Here is a 20,162-nt window from a genome sequence, read left to right as displayed (position 1 = left end):
ACCATGTACCGAACGAATGGTCGGTTGGGAAGTGGGACGGATGGACACGACACACTCCAGCCCCCCGGGGGCGGACGGCGCCGAGCCGGTTCTCCAGCAGCAATTCGACGCGACGATCGCGCGGGACCAGCGGATCGAGCCGCGTGACTGGATGCCGGAGGGCTACCGCAGGACGCTGATCCGGCAGATCGCGCAGCACGCGCACTCGGAGATCATCGGCATGCAGCCGGAAGGCGAGTGGATCACCCGCGCGCCGTCGCTGCGCCGCAAGGCCATTCTCTTCGCGAAGGTGCAGGACGAGGCTGGGCACGGGCTGTACCTGTACTCGGCGGCGGAGACGCTGGGCGCCGACCGCGCCGACCTGACCGAGCGGCTGATCGAGGGACGTCAGAAGTACTCGTCGATCTTCAACTACCCGACGATGAGCTTCGCCGACGTCGGAGTGATCGGCTGGTTCGTGGACGGGGCGGCGATCTGCAACCAGGTGCCGCTGTGCCGCAGCTCCTACGGGCCGTACGCGCGCGCCATGGTGCGCATCTGCAAGGAGGAGTCGTTCCACCAGCGGCAGGGCTACGAACTGCTGATGACGATGATGCGCGGCACCGCGGAGCAGCGGGAGATGGTGCAGGACGCCGTCAACCGCTGGTGGTGGCCGTCGCTGATGATGTTCGGCCCGCCCGACGACGCCTCGCCCAACTCCGCGCAGTCCATGGCGTGGAAGATCAAGCGGCACAGCAACGACGAACTGCGCCGGCGCTTCGTCGACATGACCGTTCCACAGGCCGAGAAGCTCGGCGTGACACTGCCCGACCCGGAGCTGCGCTGGAACGAGGATCGCGGGCACCACGACTTCGGCACCCCCGACTGGGACGAGCTCATGCGGGTCATCAAGGGCGACGGGCCGTGCAACGCCGAGCGGATGGAGCGGCGCCGCACGGCCCACGAGGACGGCGCCTGGGTGCGCGAGGCGGCCACCGCCCACGCCGCCAAGCAGGCCGCCCGAGCGGAGAAGGGAGCGGTGGCATGACCGCCGAGAAGCAGAACTGGCCCCTGTACGAGGTGTTCGTGCGCGGAAAGCGCGGGCTGAACCACGTCCACGTCGGTTCACTGCACGCCGCCGACGACCGCATGGCGCTCACCCACGCCCGTGACCTGTACACCCGGCGCAACGAGGGCGTCAGCATCTGGGTCGTGCGCTCCGAGCACATCGCCGCCTCCACCCGCGACGAGAAGGACCCGTTCTTCGCCCCGAGCGCCGACAAGGTCTACCGCCACCCGACCTTCTACGACATCCCCGACGACGTCCCGCACATCTGAAGGAGAGGGCATGAGCGACGACCACGTGTACATGACCCTCGCCGAGGGACACGAGGACGACACCCGCTGGGCCTACGGCACCGGCTTCGAGGACCCCCTGCACGGCGTGGACACGGCCGTGCCCGACGGCGTCGACGCCGGTGAACTGGCCGCGCTCTGCGTCACCCTGGCCGACGACGCCCTCGTCTCGGCCCAGCGGCTCGCCGAGTGGACCACCCGGGCCCCCGAGCTGGAGGAGGAGGTGGCCCTGGCCAACATCGGACTCGACCTGCTCGGCCAGGCCCGACTGCTCTACTCCCGGGCGGGCCAGACCGACGGCACCGGGCGCGACGAGGACGCCTACGCCTACTTCCGCGACGCCGGGGACTTCCGCAACGTACGCCTGGCCGAACTCCCGGGCGGCGACTTCGCGTTCTCGATCGTGCGGCTGCTGGTGTTCTCCAGCTGGCGCCTCGCGCACTTCGAGCGGCTCACCGCCCACCGCGACCCGGTGCTCGCGGCGATCGCCGCCAAGGGAGTGAAGGAACTGGCCTACCACCGGCAGTACGCGGCCGAGTGGGCGGTGCGCCTGGGCGACGGCACCGAGGAGTCGCACCGCCGGATGCGCCGGGCGCAGGAGCAGGTGGCGCCCTACCTGGGCGAGCTGTTCACGGCGTACGACGTACGGGACGAGGTCGTCGCCGTCCTGCGCCAGGTCTCCGAGGCGGCCGGACTGCCCATGCCGGTCTACCGTCCGCTGCCCGGCTCGGGCCGCGCCGGGGAGCACACCGAGCATCTCGCCCCGCTGCTGGCCGAGTTGCAGGGCATCGCCCGTGCCCACCCGGAGGCGACATGGTGACGACGGCCCTGGACACGCGACGGGCCCGGCGCATCGCCGAGCAGGTGCCCGACCCCGAACTGCCCATGCTCACCCTGGCCGACCTCGGCGTGCTGCGCGAGGTGTCCCTGGCCTCCGACGGGACGGTGGTGGCGAGCCTCACCCCGACCTACTCGGGCTGCCCGGCCATGGCGGAGATGCGGGCCGGCGTGGCCGCCCGGCTGCGCGAGGCGGGGTACGCGCGCGTGGAGATCCGCACCGTCCTCGACCCGCCGTGGAGCAGCGACTGGATCACTGCGGACGGCCGCCGCAAGCTCGCCGAGCACGGCATCGCCCCGCCCGGTACCGCGCCCGCGCGCGCCACCGGCCCGGTCCCGCTCGTGCTGTCGCCGCCCCGCCGCTCGGTGCCCTGCCCCCGCTGCGGTCACCCCGACACCGAGGAGACCTCCCGCTTCGGCGCCACGTCCTGCAAGTCTCTGTGGCGCTGTCTCGGCTGCCGCGAGCCGTTCGAGTACGTCAAGGAGATCTGATGGACGACCTGATGGAGCCGGCCCCCGCCCCGGCGGCACACGCCCGTGCCCGCCGACGTCCGGTCTTCCACCCCCTGCGGGTCGCCGCCGTGCGGCCGCTGTGCGACGACGCGGCAGCCGTCAGCTTCGACATCCCGGCCGAGCTGGCCGAGGAGTTCGCCTTCGCGCCCGGCCAGTCGCTCACCCTGCGGCGCGAGATCGACGGCCGGGACGAGCGCCGCTCCTACTCCATCTGCTCACCCGCCGGCACCGCACCGCGCATCGGCGTCCGGGTCGTACCCGGCGGCCTGTTCTCCGCCTGGCTGGTGCGGGACGTGCGCCCCGGCGACATCGTCGAGGTCATGGCACCCACCGGCGTCTTCACCCCCGACCTCACCACCCCCGGCCACCACGTTCTGATCGCGGCGGGCTCCGGCATCACGCCCATGGTCTCCATCGCCGAGTCCGTCCTGGCCGCCGACTCCCGCTCGACGGTCACCCTCCTCTACGGCAACCGCCGCACCGGCACCGTGATGTTCGCCGACGACCTGGCCGACCTGAAGGACCTCTACCCGACGCGGTTCCAGCTCGCCCACGTCCTCTCCCGGGAGCCCCGCGAGGCCGAGGTGCTCTCCGGCCGCCTCGACGCCGAACGGCTCTCCGCCCTCGTCGACGCGCTGGTCGACGTGGAGTCCGCCGACCACTGGTGGCTGTGCGGCCCGCACGGCATGGTCCGCGCCGCCCAGCAGGTCCTGGCCGGCCTCGACGTGCCCGGCGACCGCGTCCACCAGGAGCTGTTCTACGCCGACGACGAGCCCGTACGCGAGGTCCGGCACGCCGAGACCGGCCCCACCGGACCCGTCAGTCAGGTCACCGTCACCCTCGACGGCCGCTCCACCACCTCCGCCCTGCCCCGGGAGCGGAGCATCCTCGAAGGCGCCCAGCAGACCCGCCCGGACCTCCCCTTCGCCTGCAAGGGCGGCGTCTGCGGCACCTGCCGTGCCCTGGTCACCGACGGCAAGGCCGACATGCGGCGCAACTTCGCCCTGGAACCGGCCGAGGTCGACGCGGGCTATGTCCTCACCTGCCAGTCGTTCCCGGTGTCCGACGCGCTGACGGTGGACTTCGACACCTGACGCCGAGCCACCACCGTCTGTGTGGGGGACGGCCCCGGCCTGTCTCACCGGGAGCGCAGGACACGCAGCGCCGTGAGCGCCACATGGAGTTCGGTGCGTCCTTCACCGGACTCCAGGTCGGTGCCGAGGACGCGTTCGACGGTGCGCAGCCGCTGGTACATGGTCTCCCTCGACAGGCCGCCACGGCGGGCCGCGGTGGTCTTGTTGCCGGCGGCGTCGAGGTAGTGGCCGAGGGTCGTCAGCAGGTCGGTGCCGTGCCGGGTGTCGTGGTCGATGAGCCGGCCGAGCCGGCGCTCGGTGTAGTCCTGGACGCGGGTGTCCTCCCGCAGGGCGTAGAGCAGGCGGCGCAGGTCGACGTCCACAAGCTCGTGGAAGGAGCGGTCCGGGGGGAGCGGCTGACCGGGCGGGGTGGCCTCCAGGACCCGCGCCGCCTCCCGGAAGGAGCGCGCGGTGTCGGCGAGGTCCGTCACCTCCGAGCCCGCACTCACGATCGCTCCCGGGGCCAGACCCAGCGCGGTGCGGCCGAGGCGTTCGGCCACGGGACGCCAGGGCTGGGCGGGCCGCAGGGCCGGCAGGATGCCGAGGCGGCCGGGGGAGAGCTCGCCGACCAGCGCAGGGATCCCCGACGATCTGAGGTCCTGGTGCAGCCGGGCCTCCAACTCGCTGCCCTCGGCACCGGGGCCCAGGTCGACCAGGATCGCCAGGAAGCGGCTGTCCTCGGTGGGCAGGCCCAGGGCGGCGCAGCGGGCCCGGGCGTCCTCGGGGGAGTGGTGGCGCTGCTCCGCCAGCTCCCGCAGGGCGCTGCGGTGCGCCGTCTGCTCCCAGGGCGTGGAATGGATGAGGCGGGCGACGGTCAGGGCCATCGCCGTCCGCTCCAGGACCGTGATGTGTTCCGGCCCGAAGCCCCCTCCCTCCCCGGGGGGCCGGAGCATGGCCAGACGGCCCCAGCGTTCGCCCTGGTAGGAGACCGGCGCGGTGAGCCAGCCCTCCGGGCCGCCCACCTCGGTGTGGTCGCCGGGCTCGGCCGCCCGGGAGCGCTGTTCCCAGCCGGTGAGCGCCTCCTCCACCGTGCTCCCCGACGGCTCGCACAGCAGCGCCTGGTGCGCCAGGTTCTCCAGGACCACCGTCCGGCCGCTCATCTCCGCCGCCGCGCGCACCACGTCCTGCGGTCCCGCGCCACGCAGCGTCAGGGCGGTGAACGCCTCGTGGATCCGCTGGCTCCGGCGCATCGCGTCGGCCTGGCTGCCGAGGATGAGGGCGTGGACGACCTGGGTGACCTCCAGGAAGTTGACGTCCCGGGCGAGGGTGACCAGGGGCAGCCCGCGGGCCCGGCAGGCCTGCACGAGGGCGTCGGGTGGGCGGTGGTAGCGCCGCACCAGCTCGATGACCAGGGCGGCGGCTCCCACTTCGGTGAGTTCGTCGACGTACCGGCGGACACCCGCGGCGTCCTCGGGCAGGGGCATGCCGGTGGTCAGGACCAGCTCGCCGCCCTTGAGGAAGGAGGCGGGGTCGGTCAGCTCGGTGATGTGCACCCAGCGCACCGGCCGGTCCAGCTGGGCCAGCCCGGCGACCACCTGGGGCTGCCCGGCGGCCAGGACCGGCAGGGCCAGGACGTCGGCGACGGTCGGCGGGCGGCCGGACGGAGCGGAGTCACGGTCGTCCGGGGCGGGCGGAGGAGCCTTCGGCGGGTTGTCGTTCACGGGTGCCTCCCGGGGGTGCCCGGTCACTCTGACAAGCGGCGCTGACCTGCGCAAGAGCTACCCACGCCGAGGCGATCGGGCACCTGACCGGCCCGCGGGTTGACACAACGTCCGAACAACGCGTTCCCGCCGGACACATCACGCGTTGTCGCCGTCCGCAGCGGCATGGATGCTCGCAGTGTCGGACCAGCACGGCAGATCACCGCAAGCAGACCTCGACGCAGGCCGGGAGACGAACATGACCGCACTGTCGCCGCAGCTTCGCCAGGCCACGCCCGTGGTGGCGGCCAGGGGCGAGGGCGTCCACCTCTACGGTGAGGACGGCCGCCGCTACCTCGACTTCACCGCCGGCATCGGCGTCACCAGCACCGGGCACTGCCACCCCAAGGTCGTGGCGGCGGCGCAGGAGCAGGTGGGCACGCTGATCCACGGCCAGTACACGACCGTCATGCACCAGCCGCTGCGCCGTCTCGTCGACAAGCTCGGCGAGGTTCTGCCCTCCGGCCTGGACAGCCTGTTCTTCACCAACTCCGGCAGCGAGGCCGTCGAGGCGGCGCTGCGCCTGGCCCGCCAGGCCACCGGCCGGCCCAACGTCCTGGTCTGCCACGGCGGTTTCCACGGCCGTACGGTCGCCGCCGCCGCCATGACCACCTCCGGCGTCCGCTTCCGGTCGGGCTTCTCCCCGCTGATGAGCGGCGTGGTCGTCACCCCGTTCCCGACGGCCTTCCGCTACGGCTGGGACGAGGAGACCGCCACCCGCTTCGCGCTGAAGGAACTCGACTACACCCTCCAGACGATCTCCTCGCCCGCCGACACGGCCGCGATCATCGTCGAACCGGTGCTCGGCGAGGGCGGGTACGTGCCCGCGAACCGCGCCTTCCTGGAAGGGCTGCGGGAGCGGGCGGACCGGCACGGCTTCCTGCTGATCCTCGACGAGGTGCAGACCGGCGTCGGCCGCACCGGGCGCTTCTGGGGCCACGACCACTTCGGCGTCACCCCCGACATCCTCGTCACCGCCAAGGGCCTGGCCAGCGGCTTCCCGCTGTCCGGCATCGCCGCCTCCGAGGAGCTGATGACGAAGGCGTGGCCCGGCTCGCAGGGCGGCACGTACGGCGCCAACGCCGTCGCCTGTGCAGCGGCCTGCGCGACCCTCGACGTCGTCCGTGACGAGAAACTCGTCGAGAACGCGGAAGCGATGGGCAAGCGGCTGCGCCAGGGACTGGAGGCGGTGGCCGAGCGGACGCCGGGCATCGGCGACGTCCGCGGCCTCGGTCTCATGCTGGCCACCGAGTTCGTCACCGAGGACGGCGACCCCGACCCCGCAACCGCCGCACGCGTGCAGCGCGCCGCCGTCGACGAGGGCCTGCTCCTGCTGCTGTGCGGCGCGTGGAACCAGGTGGTCCGGATGATCCCGGCACTCGTGATCGACGAGACGGGCGTGGACGAGGGCCTCCAGGCCTGGGCGAAGGCGGTCGAGGCCGGCACGTCGGGAGCCACGGACCGATGACCACCACCACCCGCGGCCCGGCCGGTCTGACGGCCCGTCTCGCCGAGATCGCGCCCGGCCTGCGGGTGGAGAGCGGACCGGGGGCGACGGGCCCCTACGCCTACGACGCCTCCAACTACCGCGTCCCGCCCCGGGCCGTGGCCTTCCCGCGCACCGCCGACGACGTGGCCGCGGTGCTGCGGGCCTGCCGCGAGGCGGGCGTCCCGGTCACGGCCCGGGGCGGTGGCACCAGCATGGCGGGCAACGCCGTCGGAGCCGGTGTCGTCCTGGACTTCTCCCGGTACATGAACCGGATCCTGGACATCGACGTCGAGGCGCGTACCGCCCGAGTCGAGTCCGGTGTCGTCCTGGACGTGCTGCGCGGCGCGACCGCCCCGCACGGGCTGGACTTCGGGCCGGACCCCTCGTCGCACAGCCGCTGCACCCTCGGCGGCATGATCGGCAACGACGCGTGCGGCAACCGGTCGGTGCGCGACGGGCGGACCAGCGGCCACGTCGAGGCGCTGGAGATCGTGACGGCGGACGGCGTACGGGCGGTGGCCGACCACCGCGGGCTGCATCCGGCGGACCCCGGCGACGCCGGTCTCGTCGCCCGGCTCGAAGCGGACCTGCGACGCCTGGTCGAGGAGAACCTGGAGCCGATCCGTACCGAGCTGGGCCGTATCCCGCGCCAGGTCTCCGGCTACCAGCTGCATCACCTGCTCCCGGAGAACGGCTTCGACCTGGCCCGTGCCCTGGTGGGCACCGAGGGCACCTGCGCGGTCGTCACCGCCGCGACGGTCCGCCTGGTGGCGACCGCACAGGCCTCGACGCTGCTCACCCTCGGCTACGACGACGTGGTCGAGGCGGCCGAGGACGTGCCGGAGATCCTGCGCTGGTCGCCCAGCGCGGTGGAGGGCATGGACGAGGCGATCGTGGCCACCATGCGCGCCCGCCGTGGCCCGGACTCCGTCACGGGGCTGCCGGAGGGACGTGCCTGGCTCTACGTCGAACTCGAAGGCGACGACCAGGCCTCGGTGACCGCCCGCGCCGCCGAACTGCTCGACGCGCTCAAGGCCGCGGGCCGCATGACCGGCGGCCGGGTCGTCGAGAGCGCGGCGGAGCGGCGTTCGCTGTGGCGGGTGCGGGAGGACGGGGCCGGGCTCGCCGCCAGGCTGGTGGACGATGGGGGTACCGCCCGCTCGAGCGGAGCCGAGAGTGGGGGAGAGTCCTGGCCCGGCTGGGAGGACGCGGCCGTCGCGCCCGGGAACCTCGCCGCCTACCTGCGCGGCTTCCGCGAGCTGCTGGCCTCGCACGGGCTGACGGGCGTGCTGTACGGGCATTTCGGCGCGGGCTGCGTCCACGTGCGGATCGACTTCGACCCGGCGAGCGAGGCCGGCCAGGCGGCCATGCGGCGCTTCCTCACCGAGGCGGCGGCCCTGGTCGTCGAGCACGGCGGCACGCTGTCGGGCGAGCACGGCGACGGGCGGGCCCGCAGCGAGCTGCTCCAGGTCATGTACAGCCACCGCATGATCGCCGTGTTCGCCGCGTTCAAGCAGGTCTTCGACCCGGACGGGCTGCTGAACCCCGGCGTCGTCGTCGACCCCGCCCCGCTCGACGCCGACCTCGCTTTGCGTGAACTGCCCCTCGTCGACACGTCGTTCACCTTCCCGCACGATGAGGACGGTCTCGCGGGCGCGGTACGCCGCTGTGTCGGCATCGGACGCTGCCGCAGCGACGCGGGCGGGGTGATGTGCCCGAGCTACCGCGCCACGGGCGAGGAGAACCACTCGACCCGCGGCCGGGCCCGCCTGCTCCAGGAGATGGTGCGCGGCGAGACCGTCCAGGACGGCTGGCGCTCCACCGAGGTGCGCGACGCCCTCGACCTGTGCCTGTCCTGCAAGGCCTGCTCCAGCGACTGCCCGGTCGGCGTCGACATGGCCACCTACAAGGCGGAGTTCCTCCACCAGCACTACAAGGGCCGCCTGCGGCCCCGCTCCCACTACTCACTCGGCTGGCTGCCGCTCACCTCGGCGCTCGCCGGACACGCGGCCCGCCCGGTCAACGCGCTGCTGCGCGGCCCCCTCGGCCGGCTGCTCGCCCGTCTCGGCGGCGTCACCACCAGGCGCCGGATCCCGGCCTTCGCCTCCCGGCACACGCTGCGCCGGGCCCTGCGCACGGCGCGAACCGGTGAACCGGCCAGGGCCCTGCTCTTCGTCGACAGCTTCACCCGTGCCTTCCGTCCCGGGGTCGCGGGCGCCGCGGGCCGCGTCCTCGCCGGAGCCGGGATCCCCTGTGCGCCACGGGACGGCCTGTGCTGCGGTCTGACCTGGGTCAGCACCGGCCAGCTGGGCACGGCCCGCCGGGTCATGTCCCGTACCGTCGCCGCCCTCGACGACGGCGACGACCGGCCGATCGTCGTGGCCGAGCCGAGCTGCGCGGCCGCGCTCAAACGCGATGTGCCAGAACTACTCGGCACCGAGGCAGCGCGGCGTGTCGCCGACCGCGTCCACACCCTCACCGGAGCGCTGACCGAGCTGGCCGACCAGGGGTGGACACCGCCACCGCTGCCCGAGACGCTGGTGCTCCAGACCCACTGCCACGAGTACGCCACCTTCAAGGGCCGGCGCCCCGCAGACCTGCTGCGCCGCCTCGGCGTACGCGACGTCGACGAGGCCGAGGGCTGCTGCGGACTCGCCGGGAACTTCGGCTTCGAGGCGGAGCACTACGACACCTCCGTGGCCGTCGCGGACCTCGCCCTCACGCCCCGCCTCGACGCCCTCGAAGGACGGACCGTCGTCGCCGACGGCTTCAGCTGCGCCACCCAGATCGACCATCTCGCCGGTGACCGGGGCGTCCGCGCCCTGCACCTCGCGGAACTCCTCGACCCCGCCGCCGACCTTCCAGGAGAGACACCATGACCGACGTTGCGAACCAGTTGTTCATCGGCGGGGCCTGGGTGGACGCCGCGGACGGCGCCACCCTGCCCGTCGACGACCCCGCGACCGGCGAGATCCTCTGCCACGTCGCCGACGCGGGCCCGAAGGACGCCCGGCTCGCGGAGGAGACGGCCGTCCAGGCGCAGCGGGACTGGGCCCGCACGGCGCCCCGGGCCCGCAGCGAGATCCTGCGCCGCGCCCACGAGCTGATCCTGGAGCGCACCGACGAGCTCGCCCGTCTGATGACGTCCGAGATGGGCAAACCGCTCGCCGAGGCCAGGGGAGAGGTGGCCTACGCCGCCGAGTTCTTCCGCTGGTTCTCCGAGGAGGCCGTCCGTATCGACGGCGGGTACGGCATCCTGCCCGACGGCCGCAACCGCATGCTGCTCTCCCGCCGCCCGGTCGGTCCCTGCCTGCTGATCACGCCGTGGAACTTCCCGCTGGCCATGGGCACCCGCAAGATCGGCCCGGCGATCGCGGCGGGCTGCACGATGATTCTCAAGCCGGCCCCGCAGACCCCGCTGTCCAGCCTCGCCCTGGCAGGCATCCTCAAGGAGGCCGGGCTGCCGGACGGCGTGCTGAACGTCGTCACCACCTCCCGCGCCGGCGAGGTGTGCGAGCCACTGCTGCGCGGCGGCCGGATCCGCAAGCTGTCCTTCACCGGCTCCACAGCCGTCGGCCGGCTGCTGCTCGCCCAGTGCGCGGACACCGTCGTACGCACCTCGATGGAGCTGGGCGGCAACGCCCCCTTCATCGTCTTCGACGACGCCGACCTGGACGTGGCGGTGGACGGCGCGATGGTCGCCAAGATGCGCAACATGGGTGAGGCCTGCACCGCCGCGAACCGCTTCTTCGTGCACCGCTCCGTGGCCGACGAGTTCGGGCGGCGCCTCGCCGAGCGGATGGGCGCGCTCGTGGTGGGCCCCGGCACCCGGGACGGCGTCGACGTCGGCCCGCTGATCGACGCCGCCGGACGCGGCAAGGTCGAGGAACTGGTCGCCGACGCGGTGCAACGCGGCGCCCAGGTGCTGGTGGGTGGCCGTACACCCGACGGGCCGGGCTGCTTCTACCCGCCGACCGTGCTCGCCGGTGTCTCTCCCGAGAGCCGCCTGATGGACACGGAGATCTTCGGGCCGGTCGCCGCGATCCTCACCTTCGACGACGAGGACGAGGTCGTGCGCCGCGCCAACGACACGCCCTGGGGCCTGGTCGGCTACGTGTTCACCGAGGGCCTGGACCGCGGCCTGCGCGTCAGTGAAAGCCTGGAGGTCGGCATGGTCGGGCTCAACACCGGCCTCGTCTCCAACCCGGCCGCGCCCTTCGGCGGCGTCAAGCAGTCCGGGCTCGGCCGCGAGGGCGGACGGGTCGGGATCGACGAGTTCCTGGAGTACCAGTACCTGGCCGTGCCCGTGCGCTGAGGGTCAGCCCTGGTGGCGGGCGGTGATCTCGGCCGCGGTGCCGGTCACCAGCCCGCCCGGCCCGGCGAGCCGGCCGGGCTCGAAACGGGAGTCGGGCAGGGAGACGGCCACCGTGGCCGGCGGTGCTTTGCGGGGCCCGTGCGCTGACCCCGTCGACCCCCGGCATCCCTGATGGGGAATGAAGACATGAATCAGTCTTCATGTGTTCCTGTATGGTGAGGGCCACGCGCCACGCGCACCCCGCCAGAAGGACCCCTGATGACCTCCACCCTCACGCCCCGGCCGGTCGAACGGGCGAAGCCCGCACCCGACGGGGCGGCGCCCCGGCGGCGGACCCGTGTCCTCGCGCTCCCCGAGGCGCGCTGGGCCGCCGCGGCCACCGTCTTCTTCCTGCTCGCGCTGCCCTTGCAGATGACCGGCGCCCCCGCCTGGACCTGGGGCCCGCTGTACGCACTGGCGTACGTCACGGGCGGCTGGGAGCCGGGGTGGGAGGGCCTCAAGGCGCTGAAGGACCGCACGCTCGACGTCGATCTGCTGATGGTGGTCGCCGCACTGGGCGCGGCGGCGATCGGGCAGGTGATGGACGGCGCGCTGCTCATCGTCATCTTCGCCACCTCCGGCGCGCTGGAGGCGCTGGCCACGGCCCGCACCGCCGACTCGGTCCGGGGCCTGCTCGACCTGGCCCCGGCCACGGCCACCCGGCTGGCCCCGGACGGCGGCGAACAGACCGTGCCCGTGGACGAGCTGGCCGTGGGGGACACCGTCCTGGTACGTCCGGGAGAACGCGTCGGTGCCGACGGCCGCGTGCTGGACGGAGCGAGCGAGGTGGACCAGGCGACCATCACGGGCGAACCGCTCCCCGTGGCGAAGGAACCGGGCGACGAGGTCTTCGCCGGCACCCTCAACGGCACCGGCGCCCTGCGCGTCCGGGTCGACCGCGACGCGTCCGACTCGGTGATCGCCCGGATCGTGCGCATGGTGCAGGAGGCCTCCGAGACCAAGGCGCCCACGCAGCTGTTCATCGAGAAGGTCGAACAGCGCTACTCGCTGGGCATGGTGGCCGCGACCCTGGCCGTCTTCCTGGTGCCGCTCGCCTTCGGCGCACACCTCACCGACGCGCTGCTGCGCGCCATGACGTTCATGATCGTGGCCTCGCCGTGCGCGGTCGTGCTGGCCACCATGCCGCCCCTGCTGTCGGCCATCGCCAACGCGGGACGGCACGGTGTGCTGGTGAAGTTCGGCCGTGGTGATGGAGCGGATCGGGCAAGACGGACGCGGTCGCGCTGGACAAGACCGGCACGCTGACCGAGGGCAGCCCGCGCGTCACCGACGTCCGGCCGCTGCCGGAACCCGGCCTGGACGAGGACGGGTTGCTGCGGCTCGCGGCGGCGGCGGAACGGCCCAGTGAGCATCCGCTGGCCCGGGCCGTCGTGGACGCGGCCCGCGAACGCGGACTGGTGCTGCCGGGCGCGCGGGACTTCACCTCCGCGCCCGGCGTGGGAGTGACCGCCGTCGTGACGGGCCGTACGGTCCAGGTGGGCGCGCCGTCCCGCCTGCTGGACGGCCCACACCGCGCGGTCGCCGACCTGGCCGGGGACCTCGAGGAATCCGGCCGTACCGCCGTCCTCGTCGTCGTCGACGGCGCCCCCGCCGGACTGCTCGGCATCGCCGACCGGCTCCGCCCGGACGCCGCCGCCACCGTCACCGCGCTCGCCACGCTCACCGGCGCCGCCCCCGTGCTCCTCACCGGCGACAACCCCCGTGCCGCCGCGCACCTCGCCGCCGAGGCGGGCATCGACGACGTGCGGGCCGGGCTGCTGCCGCAGGACAAGCTGGCCGCCGTGCGGGAGATGACGAGCGCGGGCCGCAAGGTGCTGGTCGTCGGGGACGGCGTCAACGACGCACCCGCCCTGGCCGCCGCGCACACCGGCGTCGCCATGGGCCGGGCGGGCTCCGACCTCGCCCTGGAGACCGCGGACGCGGTGATCGTGCGCGACGAACTCGCCGCGGTCCCCACCACCGTCGCCCTGTCCCGCCGCGCCCGCGGGCTGGTCGTCCAGAACCTCGTCATCGCCGGGGTGTTCATCGCCGGCCTCGTCGTCTGGGACCTGGCCGGGACCCTGCCGCTGCCGCTCGGCGTCGCGGGCCACGAGGGCTCCACGGTCCTGGTCGGCCTGAACGGCCTGCGCCTGCTGCGGGAGAGCGCCTGGCGGCGTGCGGCCGCCCGGGAAAACGGCTGATGGAACGGCCTCAGCGCGGCGGCGGGCCGCTGCTGGCCCGCACCACCAGGTCGACGGGCACCAGGGTCTCCACCCGGGGCCGCTCCCCGGGACCGTCGATACGGTCCAGCAGGAGACGCAGGGAACGGGTGCCGATCTCGGTGAAGTCGGTGCGGACGGTGGTCAGCGGCGGCAGGAGATGCGCGGCCTCGGGGATGTCGTCGTAGCCGACGACGCTGACGTCGCCGGGGACGGACCGCCCCGACTCGTGCAGGGCGTGCAGCAGCCCCAGGGCCATCTGGTCATTGGAGGCGAACACCGCCGTCACCTCCGGGCGCCGGGCCAGCCGGCGGCCCAGCTCGTAACCGGAGTCGGCGCTCCAGTCCCCGGCGAGCGGGGCCGGGACGTCGGCACCGGCCGCCTGGAGCGTGGCCTGCCAGCTGCCCAGCCGGTGTTCGGCGGAGGTCCAGCCGGCCGGGCCCGCGATGTGCCACACGGTGGTGTGCCCGAGACCGAGGAGGTGCTCGGTGGCCTTGCGGGCGCCGGTACGGGAGTCGCCGGTGACCGGGGGCGTGCCGCTGTCGAGGGCGCTCTCCAGCACCACCAGGGGCGTGCCGAGGTCGGTCTCGGCCAGGGCCCGGCCCACCCACTGCTGAGGGGCGATCGCGATGACGCCGTCCGCGCCCTCGGCCGACAGGCGGTTCACCGCCTCGACGACGGTGTCGTGATCGGCCGTGTCCAGGGCGATGGAGCTCACGAGGTATCCGGCGTCCTGGGCAGCGGTGTTGATCGCCGTCAGGATGGAGGCCGGCCCGTACCGGGCGGCGTCGAAGGAGATGACCCCGAGCATCCGGGTCCGGCCGCTGGCCAGGGACCGTGCGCTGCGGCTCGGCCGGTAGCCGAGCGTGCGCATGGCGTCCAGGACCGCCTCGCGCGTCCCGGGGCGTACGGCCGGGTGGTCGTTGAGCACCCGGGACACGGTCTGCTTGGAGACGCCGGCCAGCCGGGCCACGTCGGCCATCACCGGCCGCGTCCCCGCGAAGTTGCGCCGGCTGCGGCCCCTGGGGACGGGGCTGTCGGTGGCGCTCGGTGTCATGGCGGGTGATTCCTCGACGTCGGATACGGCGGTCCTGGGCCGCCCGGCAGGAGCACAGCATAGGCCGGGCGGCGTGGGCAGGGGCTTCAACCGGCCCTGGCCGCCCAGGAGCGCGTGACCACCCACTCGGCCTGCCGCACCGCGGCCTCCCGCCAGGCGTCGCCCACCTGCCCGGGCACATGCACCCGGGCCCCCGCGGCCAGCGGCAGCACCCGCAACCGCAGTCCCCGCCCGCGCACCTCCTCGACGGGCAGCCGGTCCAGGCCGATGTCCCACACACGCCCCGAGTAGAACTGGTCGGCGACCAGGACGTCCCCCACGTAGGCGCGGGCCAGGTCGCCCGTCCAGCTCAGCCTCAGCAGCACACCGGCGGGGTCCCGCAGCAGGTCCTCCGGTACGTCGACGTGGTACTCGGCGGACACCGTCTCCACGTGCTTGTCCGCCGGCGCGCTCGCCCGGCCCCGCACGCCGTACTCCGGCTCGGGCGCCGGACCGGCGGGCCTGACCAGGGTGACGAGGACGGCGGTGTCCGCCGCGGGCCCGGCCTCGATCGTGTAGCGGGTGAACGCGCCGTCCGCCGCCTCCCGCACCCGCGCCCCTTCCACCACCGGAGCGGACTCCGGCGCGGGCAGCACCGCGAACGACGGCTCGGCGGCCCGGCTGCGCAGCCGCACCTCGTCCCCGTCGAAGACGACACCGTCCCCGCACAGCACCAACCGCTCGGCTCCCCACGCGGTACCCCGGTAGACGGTGCGGGCTGTCGCCGCGTCCAGGATCAGCAGACCGACACGTGAACCGTCGGCCGCTTCCACCTCGACCAGGGCGTCGGTGCCGGGCCGCGCTCCGCTGACCAGGATCCGGCCGGCGACCGGTGTCACGTCCCCGGACGGCGTCGAGACAGACTCCACCGTGGCCGCGTCCAGGGCGAGTTCGGGTGCGATGCCGTCGGTCGCGGCCAGCACCAGGACCGTACGGCCGGCCGCCTCGACGGTGCACACCGGTTGCGCGGTCGCCCACTCCAGTCGCAGCCCGGCCACCTCCAGCCGCAGCGGCCAGCAGAAGTACGCGCCCGAGGGCACCGTGACGGGAGTGCTCGGCAGCGTCAGCGCCGGCGCGTCCGGGAAGCCGATCGTGAAGGCCGTGTCCGGATGGTCCGGCAGCGGCTCGTGCGGCTGATGATTGGTCACGAAGAGGAAGCCCGAGGTGCCGTCGGTGCGGACGGCCCAGCGCAGGGTGTCCCGGTCGTGCCGTCCGGTGGGCCGCCGCTCCGGAAGCACGGACTCCATCGGCGCGATCCGCTGCCCGAAACAGGCGAGCAGCAGGTGCTGGAGCCGCAGTTCGTGATAGGTGGGACGCACTTGGCCGTACTCGCCGAGCGGGGCCTGGAAGTCGTAGCTCAGCACCGGCAGGTCGTTGGGATAGCCGGTGGCGTGCGACTCCTGAAGGGTCGTCAGCTCGCCGGGCGGGTTGGTGCCGCCGTGGAACATGTAGTAGCCCTGCCACACCGAGCCGCAGCCGATCTTGGTGAGCCCCAGCGCGCCGACGTCGGCGGCCTCGACCCTGGGCCGCCGGTGGTAGGCCACCGCCATGCCGCCGCCCAACTCGCAGGTCGCCCAGGGGAATCGGTCCGCCGGAACCGGACCGGCTTCGCGCACCGACGTGGGTCGCAGGTCGGCGCCGATGCCTTCGTCGTCGCGCTCGTGGGTGAAGAAGAAGTGCGTGCGGCAGGTGTCGGGCCAGCCGCCGTCCGCCTCCGTCCAGAACGCCTCCGGATAGCCGCCGTACAGCGGCAGCAGCTCCTCTCCCGGGAGCTGCACCCCGCCCCAGGCGGTCGACGTCCACAGCGGCGCCCTCAGTCCGGCCTCCTGGGCCAGGCGCTTCAGCGTCCGCAGGTGGCCCGGCTGGTCGGAGAGCTCGTTCTCGACCTGGATCGCGACGATCGGGCCGCCGTGCTCCCGGTCCAGGCCGCGCAGCTCGTCCGCGACGGCCGCGAACCAGGTGCGCACGGCCGCCAGATAGGCCGGGTCGTCGGTGCGCGGGGTGAGGGCGCGGGCGAGCAGCCAGTCGGGCAGTCCGCCACCCCGGACCTCCGCGTGACACCAGGGCCCGATGCGGGGGACGAAGTCCAGACCGTGCCGGGCACACAGCGCGGCGAAGCGCCTGAGATCGCGGTCGCCGTCGAAGCGGATCCGGCCCTCGACCTCCTCGTGATGGATCCACAGGACGTAGGAGGCGACGGCGGTCACCCCGCCCGCCTTCATCTTCAGCAGCTCCTCCTCCCACTGTCCGGCCGGGTAGCGGGAGTAGTGGAACTCGCCCGAGACCGGGAACCAGGGGCGGCCGCCCCGGGTGAGCCAGCGGCCGGTGACCTCGACGGGGTCGGGCACGCCCGGGGCGTCGGCGAAGGGGAGGTGGCCGGTTCGCGGGGGAGCGGAGGGCGCGGGTACGCGCAGCCGGTGCGGGGTCACCAGGTGTTCTCCGGGCCGAGGTCGGGCGCGTCGGTGAGCCGGGCGCGGGTGGCGGTGGTGCCGTGCAGCTCCAGCAGGACCAGCTCGTTCGCACCCGGACGCAGCACCGGCCCGGGCACGTAGAGCGTGTGCTGCGGCCCACGGTTCCAGTAGCGGCCCAGGTGGAAGCCGTTGACCCAGGCCTGCCCCTTCGTCCAGCCGGGCAGGGCGAGGAAGGCGTCGGCGGGCACGGCCACCTCGAAGGCGCCGCGGTGGAAGGCCGGTACGGTGACCGCCGCCGTGTCGCCGGCCGGGGAGAACGGCACCGCGCCGGGGTCGTCCAGCGGCAACGGGTGGCAGTCCCAGCCGCGCAGGGCGTCGCCGTTGAAGGAGACCGGCCCGAGCAGGCCCTTGGGCGCTCCGATACGCGGCCCATAGTTGACGCCGCCCATGTTCTCGACGAGGACCTCCAGCGTCGCGCCGGATCGTGGGACGCGCACGGGCAGGGTCTCGTCGTGGCGTTCGCGCTCCAGTACCCCGACCGGCGCGCCGTCGACGAAGACCTGGGCACGATCGCCGACACCACCGCCGAAGTGCAGCAGGCCGTCCCCGGCGGCGGGGAGAGTGGTGCGGTAGAGGGCGTAGCCGGTGCGCTGCCCGAGCTCGCCCATGGTCAGCGGAGCGTCGGCACGGACGGGAGCGGCGAGCGCCTCGGCGAGGGGCAGTAGAAGTGCCCGGCCGTTCAACTCGACGTCGGTCGGCGAGAGTTTGACTCCCGGCTCCGGGGCGGGCTCGTCGGGAACGGACGCGTGGCGGGCGATGACCTCGCGGAAGGCGTGATACTTCGGACCCGGGTCGCCGCACTCGGTGAGCGCGGCGTCGTAGTCGTACGACGTGACGGTCGGCGTGTACGCGTGCTTGTGGTTGGCGCCGTTGGCGAACCCGAAGTTGGTGCCGCCGTGGAACATGTAGATGTTGACGGACGCCCCGGCGGAGAGCAGCCGGTCCAGGTCAGCGGCGGCGTCCGCCGCGTCCCGCACGTGATGCGGACCGCCCCAGTGGTCGAACCAGCCGATCCAGAACTCGGCGCAGAACAGCGGGCCTTCGCTTCGGTGCTCGCGCAGTCGGCCGAATGACTGCTCCACGCGGCTGCCGAAGGTGCTGGCGGTCAGCACGCCTGGCAGGCTGCCCGCGGCCAGGTGCTCGGGATCGGCCTGGTCGCAGGTGAACAGCAGCTCCTCGACGCCCCGGGAGCGGAACGCGTCGGCCAGGTGCTTCAGATACGCGCAGTCGTCGCCGTAGGCCCCGTACTCGTTCTCCACCTGCACCGCGATCACGGGCCCGCCCGCCGCGGCGAGATGAGGCCGGAGCGCCGGGAGCAGCAGGTCGAGGTAGCGGTCCACGGCCCCGGTGAAGCGGGGATCGCTGGTGCGCAGCCGGACGTCCGGGTCGGAGGTCAGCCAGTCGGGCAGGCCACCGCCGTCCCATTCGGCACAGATGAACGGGCCCGGACGCAGCAGCACATGCAGTCCCTCGTCCTGGGCGAGCCGGAGGAACCGGGGCAGGTCGAGGAGGCCGTCGAGCACCAGCGGCCCCTCGGGATCGGGCTGGTGGTGGTTCCACGGCAGGTACGTCTCCACCGTGTTGAGCCCCATCAGCCGTGCCTTGCGCAGCCGGTCGGACCACAGGTCGGGGTGGACGCGGAAGTAGTGCAGCGCGCCGGAGAGGATCCGGAACGGCTCGCCGTGCAGCAGGAATCCGTCGGACGTCGTCGTCAGAGCGGGCATGCGGAGGCTTCCCTTCGGGACAGGGGCGGTCAAGAGGATCGGGTGCTGCGGATCAGCCAGAGCGTGGCGGCCGGACAGAGTGCCGAGACCCCGCACAGCAGGAGCGGCACCGCGCGGACCCCGGACCACTCGATGGCCTTGCCCAGGGCCGGCCCCGCCGCGACACCGCCGATCATGGAGGTGGGCGGGGCGGGGCGGGAGGGAAGGGGGTGGCGCGCTGTGCGGTGTGCTGGTCGGTCACGCGGACTCCGGGAGACGGCCCACGGGTGGGAGTGGGCGGAGGACACCGTCGCGTACGTCGGAAACAGAGGTGATGTTACCGGTAACATAACGTCCGTCAACACCGTTTCAGCGCCGGCGGAGCCGCCGCGGGTCCGGATCGCGGCTGTGCCCCCTCTGCTTGCCGTCCGCCGACTCGGATCCTCCGAAAACGCCTGTTCAGACGGGCGCTGCTGCTGATCTAATGCGCGGCATGGCCGTCATCCACCACACCACGCTCAAGCCCACCAAACTGGAACTCCTCACCTCCTGGCTGCCCTCCCGCCCCTGGTACCGCGGTGGCCCCGCCGAACCGGAACTGGCCAAGGCGGGCGGGTTCCGGCTGGACGACCCGGAGGGCGAGGTCGGGATCGAGTTCATCGTCGTCACCGACACCTCCGGCGACCGCTCGACCACCTACCTGGTGCCGCTCACCTACCGCGGCGCCCCGCTCGACGGCGCGGAGCACGCCCTCGTCGGCACCATGGAGCACGGTGTCCTCGGCCGCCGCTGGGCCTACGACGGTTGCCACGACCCCGTCCTGCTCGCCCAGTTGCCGGCCCTGATCGACGGCCGGGCACAGGCCCAGGACCAGAACCTCACCGACGTCCCCGACCGCGACGTCGTCGCCACCCGCACCGGCGAAGGCCCCCTCCCCGCGGACTTCACCACCACCGACGACCAGGAAGGCACCCGGCTGACTGCGCCACACGGCCCGACCCTCCGCCTCCACCGCGTCCTGGAGCCCACCCCGGACGGCCCGTTCCCCTCCCCGCAGGGATCCACCGGTCACCTCACGGGCACCTGGCAGTCGCCGGACGGGTCTCGGGCCCGAGGCCTGTTCGCCGTCCTGTACCCCGACCTCCCGGCTTAGCACGCGGCGAGCATCCTCTCGATCCCCAGAACCCCTCCCCTGAACCTCCAAGATCGAGAAGGATTGCCCCGGGCCCGTTCGGGTACGCGAGCAGGAACGTGTCCGGGGCGGATCTTGCTCCGGGCAGGCCGCACGACCGCCGCTACCAGGGAATCTGCC

Annotated in this window: 13 protein-coding genes and 2 pseudogenes; 10 read left to right on the top strand and 5 right to left on the bottom strand. The window is 73.5% G+C overall.

The window, feature by feature from the left end; all coding sequences use genetic code 11:
- Nucleotides 1-40: 40 nt before the first annotated feature.
- The 5 genes from paaA to paaE are packed head-to-tail and all read left to right on the top strand — an operon-like array spanning nucleotide 41 to nucleotide 3,779.
- Entirely contained in the window at nucleotides 41-1,027 is a 987-nt protein-coding gene (paaA, locus tag SSQG_RS02725; RefSeq protein WP_003988150.1) for a 1,2-phenylacetyl-CoA epoxidase subunit PaaA, read from the top strand.
- Nucleotides 1,024-1,317: a 1,2-phenylacetyl-CoA epoxidase subunit PaaB gene (gene paaB, locus SSQG_RS02720; protein ID WP_003988149.1), complete on the top strand. Its 294-nt coding sequence runs from the start codon at nucleotides 1,024-1,026 to the stop codon at nucleotides 1,315-1,317. The genes paaA and paaB overlap by 4 nt, the downstream gene beginning before the upstream one ends.
- Before the next feature lie 10 nt (nucleotides 1,318-1,327).
- Nucleotides 1,328-2,155, top strand: coding sequence for a 1,2-phenylacetyl-CoA epoxidase subunit PaaC (gene paaC / locus SSQG_RS02715; protein WP_003988148.1), 828 nt, complete (start codon nucleotides 1,328-1,330; stop codon nucleotides 2,153-2,155).
- Nucleotides 2,149-2,664 carry a 1,2-phenylacetyl-CoA epoxidase subunit PaaD gene (gene paaD / locus SSQG_RS02710; protein ID WP_039931819.1) on the top strand — a complete coding sequence of 172 codons (516 nt, stop codon included), beginning with the start codon at nucleotides 2,149-2,151 and terminating at the stop codon, nucleotides 2,662-2,664. Before paaC ends, paaD begins: the two co-directional genes overlap by 7 nt.
- Nucleotides 2,664-3,779 (top strand): 1,2-phenylacetyl-CoA epoxidase subunit PaaE, encoded by a 1,116-nt coding sequence (gene paaE / locus SSQG_RS02705; RefSeq protein WP_003988146.1) that lies wholly within the window; start codon nucleotides 2,664-2,666, stop codon nucleotides 3,777-3,779. The genes paaD and paaE overlap by 1 nt, the downstream gene beginning before the upstream one ends.
- A gap of 44 nt (nucleotides 3,780-3,823) precedes the next feature.
- On the opposite strand, the gene SSQG_RS02700 is transcribed toward paaE, so the two are convergent.
- Entirely contained in the window at nucleotides 3,824-5,479 is a 1,656-nt protein-coding gene (locus SSQG_RS02700; protein ID WP_003988145.1) for a PucR family transcriptional regulator, read from the bottom strand.
- Nucleotides 5,480-5,717: 238 nt separating this feature from the next.
- Between SSQG_RS02700 and SSQG_RS02690 the strand changes: the two genes are divergently transcribed.
- The 4 genes and pseudogenes from SSQG_RS02690 (at nucleotide 5,718) to SSQG_RS02675 (ending at nucleotide 13,562) form a co-directional block, all read left to right on the top strand.
- Complete coding sequence (locus SSQG_RS02690; protein ID WP_039931817.1) at nucleotides 5,718-6,986, top strand: aspartate aminotransferase family protein; 1,269 nt, start codon at nucleotides 5,718-5,720, stop codon at nucleotides 6,984-6,986.
- A complete protein-coding gene (locus SSQG_RS02685; RefSeq protein ID WP_003988143.1) occupies nucleotides 6,983-9,886 on the top strand; it encodes an FAD-binding and (Fe-S)-binding domain-containing protein in 2,904 nt (967 codons plus the stop codon). The genes SSQG_RS02690 and SSQG_RS02685 overlap by 4 nt, the downstream gene beginning before the upstream one ends.
- Nucleotides 9,883-11,322, top strand: a complete 1,440-nt coding sequence (locus tag SSQG_RS02680) for an NAD-dependent succinate-semialdehyde dehydrogenase (protein WP_003988142.1) — start codon at nucleotides 9,883-9,885, stop codon at nucleotides 11,320-11,322. Before SSQG_RS02685 ends, SSQG_RS02680 begins: the two co-directional genes overlap by 4 nt.
- A 258-nt stretch (nucleotides 11,323-11,580) precedes the next feature.
- A pseudogene (locus SSQG_RS02675) lies at nucleotides 11,581-13,562 on the top strand (heavy metal translocating P-type ATPase).
- A 10-nt stretch (nucleotides 13,563-13,572) separates the two neighbouring features.
- Here SSQG_RS02675 and SSQG_RS02670 read toward each other — a convergent pair.
- The 4 genes and pseudogenes from SSQG_RS02670 to SSQG_RS42400 form a co-directional block, all read right to left on the bottom strand.
- A complete protein-coding gene (locus tag SSQG_RS02670; protein ID WP_003988140.1) occupies nucleotides 13,573-14,637 on the bottom strand; it encodes a LacI family DNA-binding transcriptional regulator in 1,065 nt (354 codons plus the stop codon).
- Nucleotides 14,638-14,723: 86 nt separating this feature from the next.
- Nucleotides 14,724-17,108 (bottom strand): beta-galactosidase, encoded by a 2,385-nt coding sequence (locus tag SSQG_RS02665; RefSeq protein ID WP_086025142.1) that lies wholly within the window; start codon nucleotides 17,106-17,108, stop codon nucleotides 14,724-14,726.
- On the bottom strand, nucleotides 17,102-18,871 hold the full coding sequence (locus SSQG_RS02660) for a glycoside hydrolase family 35 protein (RefSeq protein WP_003988138.1): 1,770 nt from the start codon (nucleotides 18,869-18,871) through the stop codon (nucleotides 17,102-17,104). Before SSQG_RS02660 ends, SSQG_RS02665 begins: the two co-directional genes overlap by 7 nt.
- A 29-nt stretch (nucleotides 18,872-18,900) precedes the next feature.
- Nucleotides 18,901-19,050, bottom strand: a pseudogene (locus tag SSQG_RS42400) (MFS transporter); the annotation flags it as partial.
- Between the two features lie 293 nt (nucleotides 19,051-19,343).
- Between SSQG_RS42400 and SSQG_RS02655 the strand changes: the two are divergent.
- Nucleotides 19,344-20,003 carry a maltokinase N-terminal cap-like domain-containing protein gene (locus SSQG_RS02655; protein WP_003988136.1) on the top strand — a complete coding sequence of 220 codons (660 nt, stop codon included), beginning with the start codon at nucleotides 19,344-19,346 and terminating at the stop codon, nucleotides 20,001-20,003.
- Nucleotides 20,004-20,162: the final 159 nt, after the last annotated feature.

It is taken from the genome of Streptomyces viridochromogenes DSM 40736, from assembly GCF_000158955.1.
GTDB lineage: Bacteria > Actinomycetota > Actinomycetes > Streptomycetales > Streptomycetaceae > Streptomyces > Streptomyces venetus.
The sequence above is the reverse complement of the archived record's forward strand: the minus strand, read 5'-3'. Positions and strand labels throughout refer to the sequence as shown.

Coding starts and splice junctions, on each gene's coding strand:
- SSQG_RS02660 (WP_003988138.1), bottom strand. CDS start 18,871: ATGCCCGCTCTGACGACGACGTCCGACGGATTCCTGCTGCACGGCGAG.
- paaE (WP_003988146.1), top strand. CDS start 2,664: ATGGACGACCTGATGGAGCCGGCCCCCGCCCCGGCGGCACACGCCCGT.
- paaB (WP_003988149.1), top strand. CDS start 1,024: ATGACCGCCGAGAAGCAGAACTGGCCCCTGTACGAGGTGTTCGTGCGC.
- SSQG_RS02680 (WP_003988142.1), top strand. CDS start 9,883: ATGACCGACGTTGCGAACCAGTTGTTCATCGGCGGGGCCTGGGTGGAC.
- SSQG_RS02670 (WP_003988140.1), bottom strand. CDS start 14,637: ATGACACCGAGCGCCACCGACAGCCCCGTCCCCAGGGGCCGCAGCCGG.
- paaC (WP_003988148.1), top strand. CDS start 1,328: ATGAGCGACGACCACGTGTACATGACCCTCGCCGAGGGACACGAGGAC.
- paaD (WP_039931819.1), top strand. CDS start 2,149: ATGGTGACGACGGCCCTGGACACGCGACGGGCCCGGCGCATCGCCGAG.
- SSQG_RS02690 (WP_039931817.1), top strand. CDS start 5,718: ATGACCGCACTGTCGCCGCAGCTTCGCCAGGCCACGCCCGTGGTGGCG.
- SSQG_RS02685 (WP_003988143.1), top strand. CDS start 6,983: ATGACCACCACCACCCGCGGCCCGGCCGGTCTGACGGCCCGTCTCGCC.
- paaA (WP_003988150.1), top strand. CDS start 41: ATGGACACGACACACTCCAGCCCCCCGGGGGCGGACGGCGCCGAGCCG.
- SSQG_RS02655 (WP_003988136.1), top strand. CDS start 19,344: ATGGCCGTCATCCACCACACCACGCTCAAGCCCACCAAACTGGAACTC.